Origin of the sequence: Nocardia elegans NBRC 108235 (genome assembly GCF_001612845.1) — a bacterium.
GTDB lineage: Bacteria > Actinomycetota > Actinomycetes > Mycobacteriales > Mycobacteriaceae > Nocardia > Nocardia nova.
The window spans coordinates 101,061-117,025 of sequence record NZ_BDBF01000026.1 but is presented as its reverse complement, the minus strand read 5'-3'; the positions used below and the strand labels follow the sequence as shown (position 1 = coordinate 117,025).

Here is a 15,965-nt window from a genome sequence, read left to right as displayed (position 1 = left end):
TGCCGCGCAACGATTGTCAGCGTGAGCCCGGCCGGCGGATGTGTTCGGTCATGGCCTCGGCGATCGGCGCCGGTGGGGGCGCGGACGGTGCGGCCTGGGTGCGCCCGTCGTGGGAGATGCGGATCAGCAGTGCCACGATCACGTAATTGGCCAGCAGCGACGATCCGCCGTAGGACATGAACGGCGTGGTCAGTCCGGTCAGCGGAATCAGCTTCGTCACACCGCCCACGACGACGAACAACTGCCAGCCCACCGAGAACGCGAGCCCGCCGCCGAGCAGTTTCCCGAACGCGTCCCGCGTCGCCAGAGCCGCCGCGAAGCCGCGCACGGTGATCACCCCGAACAGCAGAATCACCGCCGTCAGCCCGAACAACCCCAACTCCTCGCCGATGGTGGAGATGATGAAGTCGGTTTTGGCGAACGGCACCTCCTGCGGCCGGCCCGCCCCGAGCCCGGTCCCCCACAGCCCGCCGGTTCCCAGCCCGAACAACCCCTGCGCGATCTGATAGCCGTTGGTGTAATAGGTGGCCATCGGATCCTCCCAGACCCGCACCCGCACCCGCACGTGCGCGAACAGGTGATAGGCGACCACCGCGCCGACGGCGAACATCGCCACCCCGATCAGTAGCCACGACGCCCGCCCGGTCGCGATGTACACCATCGCCAGCACCGTGCCGAACACCAGCAGCGAGAACCCCAGGTTCTTATCGTACACCAGCACCAGCACCGACACGAACGTCACCACCAGCAGCGGCCCCAGATCACGCAGCCGCGGCACCGTGAAACCCAGCACCCGCCGCCCGGCCGCACCGAACAGATCGCGGTTGGCCACCAGGAACGCCGCCACGAAGATCAGCAGCAGCACCTTGGCGAATTCGCCGGGCTGAATCGAGAACCCGGAGAACAGGATCCAGCTCTTACCGCCGTTGACCTCGCTGAAGCGGGCGGGCAGCACCGCCGGGATCAGCAACGCCACCACACCCGCCAGCCCGCACGTGTAGGCGTAGCGCGCCGGCTGCGTGTGGTTGCGCACCACCACCAGCACGAGCGCGAACAACGCGATACCGGCTGCGGTCCAGATCAATTGGTGCGCGGCGTCCGAGGACGGCGCGGCCGTCCCCTTGGCGGCGGCGCTCGCGGCCTCGGCCCGGTCGAGCCGGTCGATCAACACCAGCCCGAGCCCGTTGAGCAACACCACGCACGGCAGGATCACCGGGTCGGCGTTGCCGGCGAACTGCCGCACCGCCAGGTGCGCCAGCAGCGTCAACGCGGCGAACACCAGCAACGACGACTGCAGCGATCGGCCGTCGTCACCACCCGCGGCCGCGGACATGATCCACGCCGCGATACCCATCACGACCACCGCCGCGGCACACAACGTCAATTCCGTACGCCGCGGCCGGCCGCGCACGATCGGTCCCGACGACATCCCGGTCCGCAGCGCATTCATCGTGTCCAGTATGCGGATCCCCGCCGCCGCGCGCCGACCGGCCGCACCCGCCCGGATCGTCCCCGGTGCCCGGATGCGCGTACTACCAGGCGTAACTGGCACGATGGGCGGGTGCATATCGCGTTCGGGGTTGTGGCCGTGCTCGCCGTGGCGGTCGCGCTGGCGGCGCTGGCCCGCCGGATCGGCATGGCCGAACCGCTGCTGCTCACCGTCGCCGGGGTCGTCGCCTCCTACCTGCCGTTCGTCCCGCAGATCGATATCGATCCAGAGTGGGTGCTGCTGGGTCTGCTGCCACCGCTGCTGTACACGGCCTCGATCAGCACCTCGCTGCTGGAATTCAAACCGAAGAAGGTCTCGATCACCCTGCTCTCGGTCGGGCTGGTGCTGGCCACCACCTTCGCGGTCGCGGCGGTGGTGTGGCGGCTGCTGCCGGTGCCGTTCGCCGCCGCGGTCGCCCTCGGCGCGATCGTCGCGCCGCCGGACGCGGTGGCCGCCATCGCGGTGGCCCGCCGGGTCGGGATGCCGCGGCGCATCGTCACCCTGCTCGAGGGCGAATCGCTGTTCAACGACGCCACCGCGCTGGTGGCGTTGCGCACCGCGATCGCGGCGATGGCGGGCAGTTTCAGTGTGTGGCAGGCCGGCGGCGACTTCGTCTACGCGGCCGCCGGCGGCGCGGTGATCGGCATCGCCGCGGCCGCGGTGCTGGTGTTGGTGCGACGCCGCATCACCGATCCGGTGCTGGACACGGGTGTGTCGTTGCTGGCGCCGTTCGCGGCGTATCTGCCCGCGGAGGCCGCGCACGCCTCCGGGGTGATCGCGGTGGTGGTGTGCGGTCTGATCCTGGGCCAGGGTGCCCCGGTGTGGCAGTCGGCGGCCTCGCGCGTCGCCGAGCGCACCAACTGGCGCACCATCCAATTCCTGTTGGAGAGCGCGGTATTCCTGCTGATCGGCCTGCAGGTGCGCCATATCGTCGACGACGCCTGGAACAGCGGGCTCGACCACGCCACCATCGTGTTCACCGCTCTCGCGGTGCTGGTCACCGTCATCGTGGTGCGCCCGATCTGGGTTTTCCCCGCCACCTACTTCTCGTGGTTCGTCGAAAGCCGCCCCCGCGGCAAACCCAAACCCACGTGGACCGGTCCCGCGGTGGTGGCGTGGGCCGGGATGCGCGGCGTGGTCACCCTCGCCGCGGCCACCCTGCTGCCCGACGACACCCCGCAGTTGGCGACACTGAAACTGCTCGCCCTCGTCGTGGTCGGCGGAACGCTACTGCTGCAAGGTATTTCGCTGCCCGCGCTGGTGCGGCTGCTGCAACTGCGCGGTCCCAGCCGCGCCGAGGACGCCCTGCAGGAGGCCGCGCTGCTGCAGCAGGCCACCGCCGCCGGACTCGAGGCCCTCGACGAGGCGGTCGCCCCCGAAACTCCACCCGAGGTGGTGGCGAGCCTGCGCGACCGGGTCGCGCGGCGCACCCACGCGGCGTGGGAACAACTCGGGCGCGCGGAATCGGTGCGCGTCACCCCCAGCGGCGAATACCGGCGGCTGCGCCTGGTGATGCTGCACGCCGAACGCGAGGCGGTGCTGCGCGCCCGCGACGGCGGCGGTATCGACCACGAAGTCCTCGAACAGGTGATGACCGCGATCGATCTGGAAGAGTCCACGATCGACCGGATCAGCGAGGCCGACGACGACGAGGCAGCCGGTCCGCTCGCGGCCCCGGTCTCCGGCGGCTGCGAACATCTCGTCGACGCCCCGCACACCCACACCCCCGACCACCCGGACTACTGTTCCGAATGCGTCGCCGAGGGGTTGACGTGGGTGCATCTGCGCATGTGCCTGACCTGCGGGCACATCGCCTGCTGCGATTCCTCGGTCGGCAATCACGCCACCAAGCACTTCCACGCCACGACGCATCCGGTGATGCGCAGCGTGGAGCCCGGCGAGAAATGGCGCTGGTGTTATGTCGACGAAATCCTGGGCTGAACCCACCCGTTAGGCTCGGGAATGTGCGAACAGGTCAGGACTCCGCCGACAACGACACCCGCATCTGGGGTGGTACCACGCTCACCGAACGCCGCGAGGCGCGCCGGACCGCGTTGCTGGAGGCCGCGTTGGATCTGATCGGTGAGGCCGGCGCGGGCGCGGTCACCATGCGCGCGGTGTGCCGGCGCGCGGGCCTCACCGACCGCTACTTCTACGAAAGCTTCACCGGCCGCGACGATCTGCTCGACGTGCTCTACCGGCAGGTCGCCGACGACTTCCGCGAACCGATGACCTCCTTCGCCGCGGCCGCCGACCCCGACCGCGACCGCGAACTGGCGACGGTGCTGGTCGACAAGGTGCTGGCCGATCCCCGCAAATCGCGGCTGTTCCTGGTCGAACCGTATTCGAGCACCGGATTGGGCCAGACCACCATCGCGGTGATGCCGACGTTCACCCGGCTCATCCAGGATCATCTGTTCACCGATATCGATGATCCGATGCGGCGGCGGATGGCGGCGGTCACCATGGCCTCGGGCAATGCCGGACTGTTCGCGGCCTGGCTCAACGGCTCCCTGCGCGCCGACCGCGAGCAGGTGGTGAACCATCTGGTCGCGGTGATCGGGGCCTACCGGTCGATGTATCGCGACTGACTCCCGCCCCGGCGCCGATGATTTCCGGGCGCGGCTGTCGTCTGTCTCGGTGAGAGCCGAGTGCGGCGCGAGAGCCGAAGGAGCGAACAGATGGCGACAGTGGTGTGCGGGGCGAGCATGTCCCTCGACGGATATATCGCCGGGCCGGAGGAGTCCGGATTCGAGCATCTGTTCGCGTGGTACGAGGCCGGTGACCGGACCTACCCCAGTACCCATCCGGAGGTGCGGTTCTCGATGACCGACGTCGACTACGACCATGTGAGCGCCTATCTCGACGCGGTCGGCGTGTTCGTGGTCGGGCGCCGGCTGTTCGACCTCACCGACGGCTGGGGCGGCGTGCATCCGTTCGACCGGCCGATAGTCGTTGTCACCCACCACATTCCGCAGGAGTGGATCGACTCCCATCCCGGGGCGCCGTTCACCTTCGTCACCGACGGTATCGCGGCCGCCGTCGAGCGCGCCGCCGCCCTCGCCGGCGGCCGGGCGGTGGGCGTCAACGGCGGCATGATGGCGCGCCAGGCGCTCGAGGCCGGACTGCTCGACGAGATCTGGATCGACCTGGTGCCGGTGCTGCTCGGCGGCGGCACACCGATGTTCGATCATCTCGGCGCCGCACCGCAGCTGCTGGAGGATCCGGCCGTCGTGGCCGGCAGCCGGGTCACCCACCTGCGTTATCGAGTGCGCCGCTGAGTTTCGGGGTGCGGCTGCTCGGTATCCGGCGCCGGGCCGGGGCGGCCCAGGTCGGCCGTGGGCGCTTCACCCAGGCGCGCGGCCATCCCGTCCAAGACACAGACCAGCCCGAAGTCGAATGCGAGCGCTCGCGCCACTTCCGGATCCTGCGGTAGCGCGTCGCGGTAGTCGGCGCGCAGTTGCGGGTAGTCCGCGGCCAGCTGGTCCATCGAGGCGAGCACCGATTGGTGGTCGACCTCACCGCCGACGGTCTTGCGGTATGTCAGCTCCGGAATCACCTGTCCCAGAATGAAACTCATCACCAGGGCGCTGGCCAGATAGACGTCGGTGCCATCGAATCCGGCCCGCAGGCAGGTGCGGCGCAGCCGGTCGGTGAGCGCGAAGGCGTTGGGGCCGACGCTGGGCAGCTGCCCCAGCAGACTCGCCGCCCACGGATGGGAGCGGATCGTGGCGCGCAGGCTGTAGGCGAAGGTGGTGAAGACCTCCCGCCAGGTCGTGCGGTCGGGATCGGGGATCTCGACCAGGCCCCAGACCTCGTCGAGCGCCAATTCCAGCAGTTCGTCCTTGTTGGCCACATACCAGTAGAGACTGGTCGCGCCGGCATTGAGGCGGGCGCCGAGTTTGCGCATGCTCAGCGCCTCGAGGCCGTCGGCGTCGAGCAGTTCCACAGTGGCCGCGACGATCTGTTCGCGAGTCAGCCCCGACCTCCTGGGCGGGCGGGCCTGCCGCGTCCACACCGAGCTGAACGGTTTGGTCACGGCACCACTGTAATTGCCTCGCACACTGTTCGAGTTTATCGTACGCTGCTCGAGTGGAATCGAACACTGTACGAGAACCCGCGGAGACGACCCCGCGCGATCCCCGCCGCTGGTGGATCCTGGGTGTGCTCTGCCTGTCCCTGCTGGTGCTGATGATCGACGGCACCGTCCTCAACCTGGCCATTCCGTCACTGATCCGGGAACTGGGCGCGAGCCCCTCCGACATCCAGTGGATCCTCGACGCCTACGTCCTCGTCTTCGCCGGACTCCTGCTCACCGCCGGCAGCCTGTCCGACCGGTTCGGCCGCCGCCGCATGCTCATCACCGGACTCGCGGTATTCGGCGCGGCGTCACTGCTGGCGGTCCTGGCCAGCGAACCGTGGCAGGTGATCGCCGCCCGCGCCGCCATGGGCGTCGGCGGATCGCTGCTCATGCCCTCGACACTGTCGATCCTGATGACGACCTTCGAGGAGGACGAACGCCGCAAGGCGATGGCCGGCTGGTCCACGGTGTCCATGGTCGGCATCGTGCTCGGCCCCACCCTGGGCGGCTTTCTGCTGCAGCACTTCTGGTGGGGGTCGGTCTTCCTGCTCAACATCCCCGTCGCGATCGTCGCGATCATCGCCGCGGTGGTACTGATGCCCGAAACCTACGGGCAGCAACGCCCCGTCGACCTGGTCGGGGTGCTGCTGTCGATCGCGGCGCTCACCGCGACCGTCTACGTGATCATCGAACGCGAATGGAACATCCCCGTCATCGCACTCGCGGTGGTGGCCGCGGCCGGATTCACCTACTGGGAATATCGCTCCCAACATCCGATGCTGCCGCTGGCGGTATTCCGCAATCGCGACTTCACCGGCACCTGCCTGACGCTGCTGCTGATGGTGTTCGGCATGGGCGCGGTCATGCTGATGCTCACCCAGTACCTGCAGTTCGTCCTCGGATACGGCCCGATGAAAGCCGGGCTGGCACTGCTGCCGTACGCGGTGGCCGCGACAGTGTGCAACGGGCTGGGCGCCACGCTCGGCAAGAAGCTGAGCAACAAGACCCTGATCGTCGCGGGCTTGGCGGTGATGGCGGGGGCGTTCGTCATCCTCGCCAACGCCGACAGCTACGCGTGGGTGCTGGCCTCCATGCTGGTGATGGGTATCGGCGGCGGCCTGGCCGGTCCCGCGGCCTATGCCGCGATCATGAGTGCGATCCCGCTCGAACACGCCGGTGTCGGCTCGGCGATGAACGACACCATCCAGCAGGTCGGAATGGCGGTCAGCATCGCGGTGCTCGGCAGTGTGCTGGCGGGCGTGTTCACCTCCCACATGCCCGCCGATGCTCCGGACGCGGCGCGCGAGAACATCGGCAACGCCTTCGCCCTCGGCTTCGGCGAACCGGCCAAGTCGGCGTTCACCACCGCCATGTCCTACGGGGCATGGATCAGCGCCGGTTTCAGTCTCGCGGCCGCCCTGCTGGGCCTGATCCTGCTGCGACACCGCGCGGCGCAACCGGCTGCGCAACCCGAACCGGCGCAGGCGAGCTGAGCGCGGTCACGCCACGGCACGCGGATCGGTCCCTGCGGCACGCGCGGGGACCGATACCGTTGGGCGCAAGGCATTGTCGGGCAGCCACCGGGAGAACCGTTCCACCACTTCCAGCGCGCCCAGCCCCACGTATCCGGCCAGCACGCTTTCGGCCAGCGTCATATCGTCCTCGGGCAGACCGTAGACCGAGACGAGCAGACCACGCCGCGGTCCCGGCGCGAGCACCGCGCGGCCCGAGCCCGGCAGAGCCGTCTCCTCCACCAGCGCCGGACATCCCGAATGCAGTACGAGCGCGGCCTGCACTCCCAGCGACAAATCACGAATACGCGGACGATGCCCCGCCGCCGCGGCGCCGATCAGCGAGCCCGGCAGCAACTCGGCGCCGTCCAGATATCCCGGCTCGACGGCGCGCCAGCGCTGCACAGGCGGGAAATGATCGCAGTCCCGGCGACCCGACCAGCGGCGATACGCCCGTTCCAGCAGCACCTCGGTCGCGTCCCGGCAACCGGACTCGTTCACGACCACGGCCCGCATCCGCAGTTGCCGGCACCGCAGCCGATCGGGCCGCGCCCGTTCGATATCGGCGATACTCATAGCCCACCGCCACTGTCGAATTCGGAACGCAGGGATTTCGCCCGCACCGCGGCGACGCTGCGCACCCGCCCCGGCGCCGGAGTGTGGGCCCGCCGCCACGCCGAGACGAACAGGGCGAAACCGCCCGCCACAGCGATGATCACGGCGAACATCGCCAGGACCAGCGGTGTCGTCGCCGCCGCGTCGGTGCGGCCCGCTCCGCTCGCGCGGATCAGCATCGCCGCGAGCAACGGACCGAGCAGGGCGAGTCCGGCGCCGGTGAGCAGCAGGCCGCCGGTGGTCAACGCTTCCGGGGTCAGTGAGGCGCGAACGGGCGTGGCGGTTTTCGTACTCACCGATTCGGTTCGCGATCCCAGCAAACTCTTGCGCAACGGCATGACCGCCCCTTTCGTTCACCCGCTCGTCAGTGCATTTGAACTGGGAATTCAAACGTACAACTCGAAACGCCACGGGTTCATCCAAAGTGATCCAACTGTCACCGGAACGTTGGCAGCAATTCAGCAGCGATCAGCGTCGAGGCGTCTCGGGCTACAGCGCGGAAACGACGCATGCCGTCCGTGCGGACCCGAAGGTCCCGCCCGGACGGCATGCGGTGCGTTCGTGCATCCGGTGCACGAACGCGGTGGGCGAACGAGGGCTCGGCGGCCCTCGCCGGTCAGTGCCCCATCAGCACCGGTGCGTCGGCATCTTCCTGGGGCAGTTTCGGTTTGGAGCGCGGCAGGAACGCCGCCGGGATCAGCGTCACCAGAACCAGCACCAGGGCGACGATGTAGGTGTGCGCGTAGGCTGTCGCGGCCTGGTCGAAGCCGGTGTCGAGCTGCTCGGGCGGCACCTTCTGCGCGATGGTCGGATCGAACTGCGATCCGATCGCCGCCTGCGCCAGCGGTTTGTTCTCCAGCATGTTGGTCAGCAGCACCGACATGGTCGCCGTGCCGATCGAACCGGCCGCCTGGTTGACGATGTTCATCAGCGTCGAACCCCGGGCCACCTGCGCGTGGGTCAGCGTCTGGATCGCGGCGGTCATGGTCGGCATCATCGTGCAGCCCATGCCCAGCCCCATCACGAACAGCGCCACACACATCAGCGGCAGCGAGGTGTCGGCCGAGAGCTGGGTGAAGAACAGCATGCTCACCGCGATGACGGTCAGACCGCTCATCACCACCTTGCCGGGGCCGATCTTGTCGACCAGCTTGCCGCCGATAGGCATCGTGACCATCGCGCCCAGACCCTGTGGTGCGATGAGCAATCCGGTAACCAGTGTCGACTTACCCTGCACCTGCTGCAGATAGCTGGGCAGCAGCAGGCCGGAGCCGAAGAACGCCACCGCGAAGAACACCGCGGTCAGTACGGCGAAGGTCAACTGGCGATTGCGGAACAGATGCAGATCGATCAGCGGATGTTCGGTCCGCAGCGCGTGGAAGACGAAACCGACCATCAGCACCAGGCCGATCGCGGCCGGCACCAGCACCCGCGCCGAGGCGACCGTGTGCTGTTCGGGAATCGAGGACACACCGAACAGGAACAGCGCCAACCCCGGTGACGCGAGCAGCATCCCGAGGAAGTCGAACGATTCCGAGGGTTCGGGCCGGTCCGACGGCAGCACCACGACCGCCAGGATCAACGCCACCACACCGACGGGCAGGTTGATCAGGAAGATCCAGTGCCAGCTGAAACTGCCGATCAGCCAGCCACCGAGAATGGGCCCGAGAATGGGCCCCAGCAGCATCGGCACACCGAGGACCGCCATCACGCGGCCGATCCGCTGCGGTCCGGCCGCGTGGGTCATGATCGTCATCCCCAGCGGCATCAGCATGCCGCCGCCGAGGCCCTGCACCACGCGGAAGGCGATGAGCGACTCGATGTTCCACGCCGTGGAACACAGCACCGAGCCGAGGATGAAGAACGTCAGCGCCAGGATGTAGAGACGTTTGGTGCCGAATCGGTCGGCAGCCCAGCCCGTCAGCGGGATCACGCTGGCCAGGGCCAGGGTGTAGCCGGTCATCGTCCAGGCCGCGACGGCGTAGCTGGTGTCGAATTCGTGCTGGAACGTCGGCAGTGCGACGGTTACGACGGTCACGTCCAGGATCGACATGATCGCGCCGAGCACGACCACACCGGCTACCTTGAACACCGCGGCATCGAGTGTGTCGGAAGCGGGATCCGACGTCGCCGCAGGAATATCCGGAGGAGAGGTCACCGCTTCAGCCTGCCAGGTGACCGATTGCTTGACCAGTCCCCGTTCCCAGGGGAGGCCATATCGAAACCTCCGACTTTTAGCGCCCGATTCGTCCGTTCCCACCGTCATCTTGCCGCCCGCGGCGCGGTCCCGGCGCGCGCACTACATTGGTCTCCATCCGTTCATTCGTTGTCCGGCAAGGAGTTCCCCGCGATAGAAGACCCGGTACTCGGTTCGACCGGTAGGCTCACATCGCCGATCCGGGGCGCAGGCATGCTCGGGGAGGTCCTGGTCGCGATCAGAGGGGGCACCGAGCTGTACATCGCGCGATCCACCGAACCCTTGGATGCCGGCACCACCGTACTCGTGGTCGAGGTGCATCCCGGCCGGATCGTCGATGTCGTCGAGTGGATCCCGCTGGATGTCGGACCGGGTGGGGATACAACGAAATAACAAGGGAGACACCAGTGCTGGGCTATCACGTGCCCGATCCCGACGAGGCCATGCTGATCAGCGGCGGCCGCGCCAAGGACAACGCCCCCTTCCGCGTCATCACCGGCCACGGCGCCTGGGTGATGCCGTTCTTCCGCAAGGTCAGCTACCTATCGCTGGCGATGTTCGAATCCGAGATCCAGGAACGCTGCGTCACCCGTCAGGCCATCCAGCTCGACGTGCGCGCGGTCATCGCCTTCAAGGTCGCCAACGACACCCAGTCCGTGGTCAACGCCGCACAACGATTCCTGTCCGAACAGGAACGCGAGATGTCGGTGCTGACCGGGCGCATCTTCTCCGGCCATCTGCGCTCCATCGTCGGTTCCATGACCGTCGAGGAGATCATCCGCGAACGCCAGAAACTCGCCGACGAGGTCCTGGTCGCCTCGAAGGTGGAGATGAGCAATATCGGACTGTGGGTCGACTCGTTCCAGATCCAGTCCATCGACGACGGCGGGCTCGGCTACATCGCCGCCCTCGCCGCACCGCACAACGCCGCCGTCCAGCGCGACGCCCAGATCGCTCAGGCCGCCGCCGCCCAGCTCGCCGCCCAAGCCGAACAGGAATCGCTGCGCAAACAGGCGGAATATCAACGCCAGACCGCGATTCTGCAGGCCGAATACCAGCGCGATATCGACAAGGCCAAAGCCGAGGCCAGTCAGGCCGGCCCCCTCGCCGAAGCCATCGCCCTGCAGGAAGTGCTCACCGCCCAGGCCGAACGCGCCCGCAAGGAAGCACAGCTGCGCGAACAGCAACTGCAGGCCGAGGTCGTCAAGCCCGCCCAAGCCGAAGCCGAACGCGTGCGCGTACTCGCCCAGGCCGAGGCCGACCGCACCCGCATCCAGGCCGAGGCCGCGGCCTCCAACAACCGGATCGCGTTGGACCAGTTGCTGATCGAGCAGCTGCCCGAAATCGTCAAACAGGCCGCGCTCGGCCTGTCCAACGCCAATCTGACCGTCCTCAACGGACCCGACGGCGTCGGCGAATTGGTCAACGGAATGGTCGGGCAGGGACTGACGGTATTCAACTCACTGCAAAAGGCTCTTTCCACCGACAACCACTCCGGGGCACCGATAGAGTGACCGCACACGGACGGCAATGAGGAGCAGGTGTAGGTGTCGATCGGGAAATTGGTGTCCTTCGACAGTTCTCGGGGGTTCGGATTCATCCGTCCCGAAGACGGCGGGCCGGACGTATTCGTTCATGTGAACGACATCGGATTGGACGAGGACGAACTGCGGCAGGGGCGAGTATTCGAATTCGAGGTTACCGAGGGTGATCGAGGACCCAAGGCGGTCAACCTGACCGCGGTCGGCGGCGCACCGGCGCCGCCGCGGCATCGCGGCCGCGGCACCGGCCAGCTCACCGCCGCAGAACACAAACGGCTGATCACCGAATTGCTGCTCGACGCCAGTCCCGCTCTCACCGCCGGCGAGATCATCACCATCCGCGACCGGCTCGCCGAATTCGCCGACCAGCACGGCTGGCTGGAGAACTGACCGGACCGGGCGAATGTCCCGCGACCGCGGATGCGGCTCTCGGCCTACGATCATGACGACGGTGCCGGGCGATGAATTTCTCCCGCCCGCACCGTCGGCATGGGTGAGACCGACCCGAGGAGGATCGCGTGGACCTGCCCGTCATGCCGCCGGTGAAACCGATGCTGGCCAAATCCGCCGGCGCCCTGCCCCGCGAGGACACCCTCCTCTACGAGCCCAAATGGGACGGCTTCCGGTGCATCGTCTTTCGTGACGGCACCGATATCGAACTCGGCTCCCGCAACGACCGGCCACTCACCCGCTATTTCCCGGAAGTGGTGCGGCGGCTGGACGCGGCGCTACCACCGCGATGCGTCCTCGACGGTGAAATCGTCGTCGTCACCGAACACGGCCTCGATTTCGATGTCCTGCAGAACCGCCTGCACCCCGCGGCCTCACGAGTGAACAAACTCAGCGTCGAAACACCCGCGAGCTTCGTCGCCTTCGACCTGCTCGCCCTCGGCGACGAGGACCTGACCACCAGGCCCTTCCACGAACGCCGGCAGCTGCTGGAATCCATCCTCGACACCCCGCACGAGGGCATCCACCTCACACCCGTCACCTCCGACCCCGACACCGCCCAGGACTGGTTCACCCGATTCGAGGGCGCCGGCTTCGACGGCGTGATGGTCAAATCCCGCGACCTGCCCTACATGCAGGACAAACGCGTCATGGTCAAGGTCAAACACGAACGCACCGCCGACTGCGTCGTCGCCGGATTCCGCTGGCACAAGGACGGCCAGGGCGTCGGCTCACTGCTGCTGGGCCTCTACGACGAGGACGGCCATCTGCACCACGTCGGCGTCGCCAGCAGTTTCACCGCCGCCCGCCGCAAACAACTCGTCGACGAACTCGCACCGCTGCGCGAGGACGCACTCGACAACCATCCCTGGCGCAACTGGGCCGACGCCGCCGCACAAGCCAGGGCCGAAGGCAAAATGCCCGGCGGCATCAGCCGCTGGACCGGCGGCAAGGACCTGTCCTGGGAACCACTGCGACCCGAACTGGTCGCCGAGGTCCGCTACGAACACCTCATGGCCGGGCGATTACGCCACGGCGGGCGCCTGGTCCGCTTCCGCGACGACCGCACCCCGCAATCGTGCACCTACGCCCAACTCGAAGAGGTCGCGCCCGCCGAACTCGCCGACGTCTTCACCGCCGCGAAAGCGCAGGCCCAGCCGTGAGCGAAGCCATCGACATCGACACCGACGGCGTGACCGTCCGCATCAGCAACCCGGACAAGATCTATTTCAGCAAACGCGGCGAAACCAAACTCGACCTCGTGCGCTACTACCAGGCCGTCGCCGAACCACTGCTGCGCACCATCGGCAACCGGCCCGTGCTGCTCGAACGCTATCCCGACGGCGCCGGCGGCAAATCCTGGTTCCAGAAACGCGTCCCGAAATCGGTCCCCGACTGGCTGCAGACCGTGCAGGTCTCCACACCCAACGGCACCGCCAGCGACGCCCTGGTCGCCGCCGACCTCGCCCATATCCTCTGGGCGGTCAACCTCGGCTGCCTCGGCTTCCACGTCTGGCCCAATCACGTTCCCGCAGGCGGCGTTCCGGCCCGCACCGAAGGTGAGATCGGCGACCTGGACATCAGCGACGAACTGCGCATCGACCTCGATCCCTCCCCCGGCATCGGCTTCGACGAGCTGCGCCACGTCGCCGTGCTCACCCGCGAACTGCTCGCCGAACTCGGCATCGACGCTCGCGTCAAAACCTCCGGATCCCGCGGCCTGCACATCTACGCCGTCCTCGAACCCGTCTGGGACGGCTACCAGGTCCGCGCCGCCGCGGTCGCGATGGCCCGCGAACTCGAACGCCGCCACCCCGACCTGATCACCGCCAACTGGTGGAAAGAGGAACGCGGACAACGCGTTTTCATCGACTACAACCAGAACGCGCCACACAAGACCGTCTTCGGCGCCTGGTGCGTGCGACCCAAGGTCGGCGCCCAGGTCTCGACCCCCATCGCCTGGGACGCACTCGATGCGATCGTCCCCGACGAACTGACCATCGCCACGGTCCCCGAGCGGCTCGCCGCATCCGGCGACCCCTGGGCCGACCGCACCCCGCAATCGATCCAGCCACTACTCGAAATGTCGCGCCGCGACTTCGATTCCGGCCTGCTCGACGCCCCCTGGCCACCGAACTACCCGAAGATGCCCAACGAACCACCGCGCGTCCAACCCAGCCGCGCCCGCACCCCCGGCTGAGAACCACACCGCGCCGGGTGCGCCGTCAGCGGGCCTGTTCGATCCGCGGAAACGTGGTCTGGACCAACGCCATCAACACATCCGCGAGCAGATGATGCACCTGCTCACGATTCAAGCTGCGGCGCGTAATCCATTCGCGCCCAGCGGTTTTCACCATACCGCTGTAGGCGCGGACCAGGGCCCGCAACTCGTCGTCACGCGCCGATCCGGACAGGCCCACCATCTCCAGCAGCCGGTCGGCCGCGGCGTCGTCGGCCTCGTCCAGGATGCGCTGCACCTCCGGATCGTCCCCGATCCCCTCGTGCCCGGTCACCTTCACCCAGGTACTGCCCAACCCGCTGATCGTGTCCAACAGCCACGACACACTCGCGTCCACCCGCTCCCGCGGCGTACCGGTCGGCATCACCATGTAATCGGCGCGCGGCAACGTCACCATCCGCCGCACCACCGCCAGATACAGATCGCGCTTGTTGCCGAAATAGTGATTGATCAGCCCGCGCGCCACCCCGGCGCGCTGCGCGAGTTCAGCGGTCGACACCGCCGCATACGGACGTTCGCCGAACATCTCGATGGCGCAGGCCAGAATCTGCGCGCGCCGTTCGTCCGGCTCCAGCCGGCGCCGCCGAGCCGAATCGGCATCGGCCGGCACCGGCTGGGTCGTGGTCTCAGAGTGAGCGGGCAATGAGATCCTTCATCACCTCGTTGGAACCGGCGAGGATGCGCAACACGCGCGCACCGGTGTACAGCTGGGAAATCGGGTACTCCGTCATGTATCCATAGCCACCGAACAGTTGCAGACAGCGGTCCACCACAATACCCAACTGGTCGGTAAGCCAGTACTTCGACATCGCAGCGGTGGGAATATCCAGCTCACCCCGCAGATGCTTCCCGATCGCATCATCCAGGAACGTCCGGCTCACCCGCGCGATCGTCGCGCACTCGGCCAGCTCGAACTTCGTGTTCTGCATCGCGAACAGCGGCTTGCCGAAAGCTTCACGGCCCTTGGTGTATTCGACGGTCAACTCCACCGCCCGCTCCATCATCGACACCGCCATGATCGCGGTCACCAGCCGCTCCTGCGCCAGCAGCTGCATCATCTGATAGAAGCCCTGCCCCTCGGCCTCACCCAGCAGATTCGACGCCGGCACCCGCAGGCCGTCGAAGAACAGCTCCGCGGTGTCCTGCGCCTTGCCGCCGATCTTGTTCAGGATCCGGCCGCGCCGGAAACCCGGCGTCTCATCGCTCACCTCGGCGAAGATCAGCGACACACCCGCCGCACCCTTCGTCGGATCGGTCTTGGCCGCGATGATGATGCCGTCGCACAGCCAGCCGTTGGAGATGAAGATCTTCGACCCGGTGATCACGTACTCGTCACCCTCGCGCACCGCGCGGGTCTTGATGTTCTGCAGATCCGAACCCGTCCCCGGCTCGGTCATCCCGATCGACAGCACCATCTCACCGCTGGCCGCCTTCGGCAGCACCCGCCGCTTGAGGTCCTCGGTCCCGAAATGATGGATGTAGGGCGCGATGATCGACGAATGCACCGGCATACCCAGTGAACCGTCCCCGGCATAGGACTGCGCCTCGATCAACGCGGCCTCGTGCGCGAAAGTGCCACCGCCACCGCCGTATTCGGACGGAATCGCGGCACACAGCAGGCCCAGCTCACCCGCCCGGTTGTACAGCTCGCGGTCCGGATGCCCCTGCGCGACGAACTTCTCCTCGTTCGGCAGGACTTCCTTCTCGAAAAAGGTCTTCGCCAGATCCCGGACGGCCTCGACCTCATCGTCGCTCCACGCGGCGCGCGCCATCGTTACTTCCTTCGTCTCGTACCCGGAACCGGACCGCACCGGCCCCGCGCACCAGCCTGGCGCACTATTG

Annotated in this window: 16 protein-coding genes; 9 read left to right on the top strand and 7 right to left on the bottom strand. The window is 67.5% G+C overall.

Annotated elements, in window-relative coordinates; all coding sequences use genetic code 11:
• Window positions 1-16: 16 nt before the first annotated feature.
• Window positions 17-1,450, bottom strand: coding sequence for an FtsW/RodA/SpoVE family cell cycle protein (locus NE2_RS19480; RefSeq protein ID WP_063028127.1), 1,434 nt, complete (start codon window positions 1,448-1,450; stop codon window positions 17-19).
• 111 nt (window positions 1,451-1,561) lie between these two features.
• On the opposite strand from NE2_RS19480, the gene NE2_RS19475 reads away from it, so the two are divergent.
• From NE2_RS19475 to NE2_RS19465, 3 genes are all read left to right on the top strand, one after another.
• Window positions 1,562-3,430, top strand: a complete 1,869-nt coding sequence (locus NE2_RS19475; RefSeq protein ID WP_063028125.1) for a Na+/H+ antiporter — start codon at window positions 1,562-1,564, stop codon at window positions 3,428-3,430.
• 23 nt (window positions 3,431-3,453) lie between these two features.
• Complete coding sequence (locus NE2_RS19470; RefSeq protein WP_063028123.1) at window positions 3,454-4,080, top strand: TetR/AcrR family transcriptional regulator; 627 nt, start codon at window positions 3,454-3,456, stop codon at window positions 4,078-4,080.
• A gap of 90 nt (window positions 4,081-4,170) precedes the next feature.
• On the top strand, window positions 4,171-4,770 hold the full coding sequence (locus NE2_RS19465) for a dihydrofolate reductase family protein (protein WP_063028121.1): 600 nt from the start codon (window positions 4,171-4,173) through the stop codon (window positions 4,768-4,770).
• On the opposite strand, the gene NE2_RS19460 is transcribed toward NE2_RS19465, so the two are convergent.
• The gene (locus tag NE2_RS19460; RefSeq protein WP_084494167.1) at window positions 4,752-5,528 is read right to left on the bottom strand and encodes a TetR/AcrR family transcriptional regulator; all 777 of its coding nucleotides are present in this window, start codon (window positions 5,526-5,528) and stop codon (window positions 4,752-4,754) included. The genes NE2_RS19465 and NE2_RS19460 overlap by 19 nt on opposite strands.
• A 53-nt stretch (window positions 5,529-5,581) precedes the next feature.
• On the opposite strand from NE2_RS19460, the gene NE2_RS19455 reads away from it, so the two are divergent.
• Window positions 5,582-7,063 (top strand): MFS transporter, encoded by a 1,482-nt coding sequence (locus NE2_RS19455; RefSeq protein WP_063028119.1) that lies wholly within the window; start codon window positions 5,582-5,584, stop codon window positions 7,061-7,063.
• 6 nt (window positions 7,064-7,069) lie between these two features.
• Here NE2_RS19455 and NE2_RS19450 read toward each other — a convergent pair whose 3' ends face one another.
• From NE2_RS19450 to NE2_RS19440, 3 genes are all read right to left on the bottom strand, one after another.
• Window positions 7,070-7,657, bottom strand: a complete 588-nt coding sequence (locus tag NE2_RS19450) for a hypothetical protein (protein ID WP_063028117.1) — start codon at window positions 7,655-7,657, stop codon at window positions 7,070-7,072.
• Entirely contained in the window at window positions 7,654-8,034 is a 381-nt protein-coding gene (locus tag NE2_RS19445; protein WP_063028115.1) for a hypothetical protein, read from the bottom strand. Before NE2_RS19445 ends, NE2_RS19450 begins: the two co-directional genes overlap by 4 nt.
• Before the next feature lie 278 nt (window positions 8,035-8,312).
• The gene (locus tag NE2_RS19440) at window positions 8,313-9,854 is read right to left on the bottom strand and encodes a DHA2 family efflux MFS transporter permease subunit (protein WP_063028113.1); all 1,542 of its coding nucleotides are present in this window, start codon (window positions 9,852-9,854) and stop codon (window positions 8,313-8,315) included.
• A 24-nt stretch (window positions 9,855-9,878) separates the two neighbouring features.
• On the opposite strand from NE2_RS19440, the gene NE2_RS37805 reads away from it, so the two are divergent.
• From NE2_RS37805 to NE2_RS19415, 5 genes are all read left to right on the top strand, one after another.
• The gene (locus NE2_RS37805) at window positions 9,879-10,286 is read left to right on the top strand and encodes an NfeD C-terminal domain-containing protein (RefSeq protein WP_507756024.1); all 408 of its coding nucleotides are present in this window, start codon (window positions 9,879-9,881) and stop codon (window positions 10,284-10,286) included.
• A gap of 14 nt (window positions 10,287-10,300) precedes the next feature.
• A complete protein-coding gene (locus NE2_RS19430) occupies window positions 10,301-11,407 on the top strand; it encodes an SPFH domain-containing protein (RefSeq protein WP_082941099.1) in 1,107 nt (368 codons plus the stop codon).
• 33 nt (window positions 11,408-11,440) lie between these two features.
• Window positions 11,441-11,824 carry a cold-shock protein gene (locus NE2_RS19425; RefSeq protein WP_039778028.1) on the top strand — a complete coding sequence of 128 codons (384 nt, stop codon included), beginning with the start codon at window positions 11,441-11,443 and terminating at the stop codon, window positions 11,822-11,824.
• Between the two features lie 128 nt (window positions 11,825-11,952).
• The gene (locus NE2_RS19420) at window positions 11,953-13,047 is read left to right on the top strand and encodes an ATP-dependent DNA ligase (protein WP_218018629.1); all 1,095 of its coding nucleotides are present in this window, start codon (window positions 11,953-11,955) and stop codon (window positions 13,045-13,047) included.
• Complete coding sequence (locus NE2_RS19415; protein WP_063015078.1) at window positions 13,044-14,084, top strand: DNA polymerase domain-containing protein; 1,041 nt, start codon at window positions 13,044-13,046, stop codon at window positions 14,082-14,084. Before NE2_RS19420 ends, NE2_RS19415 begins: the two co-directional genes overlap by 4 nt.
• Window positions 14,085-14,109: 25 nt before the next feature.
• Here NE2_RS19415 and NE2_RS19410 read toward each other — a convergent pair whose 3' ends face one another.
• Together NE2_RS19410 and NE2_RS19405 are read right to left on the bottom strand one after the other, a co-directional pair.
• Window positions 14,110-14,766, bottom strand: a complete 657-nt coding sequence (locus tag NE2_RS19410) for a TetR/AcrR family transcriptional regulator (protein ID WP_051755639.1) — start codon at window positions 14,764-14,766, stop codon at window positions 14,110-14,112.
• Entirely contained in the window at window positions 14,750-15,895 is a 1,146-nt protein-coding gene (locus tag NE2_RS19405; RefSeq protein ID WP_036501108.1) for an acyl-CoA dehydrogenase family protein, read from the bottom strand. Before NE2_RS19405 ends, NE2_RS19410 begins: the two co-directional genes overlap by 17 nt.
• Window positions 15,896-15,965 lie beyond the last annotated feature (70 nt).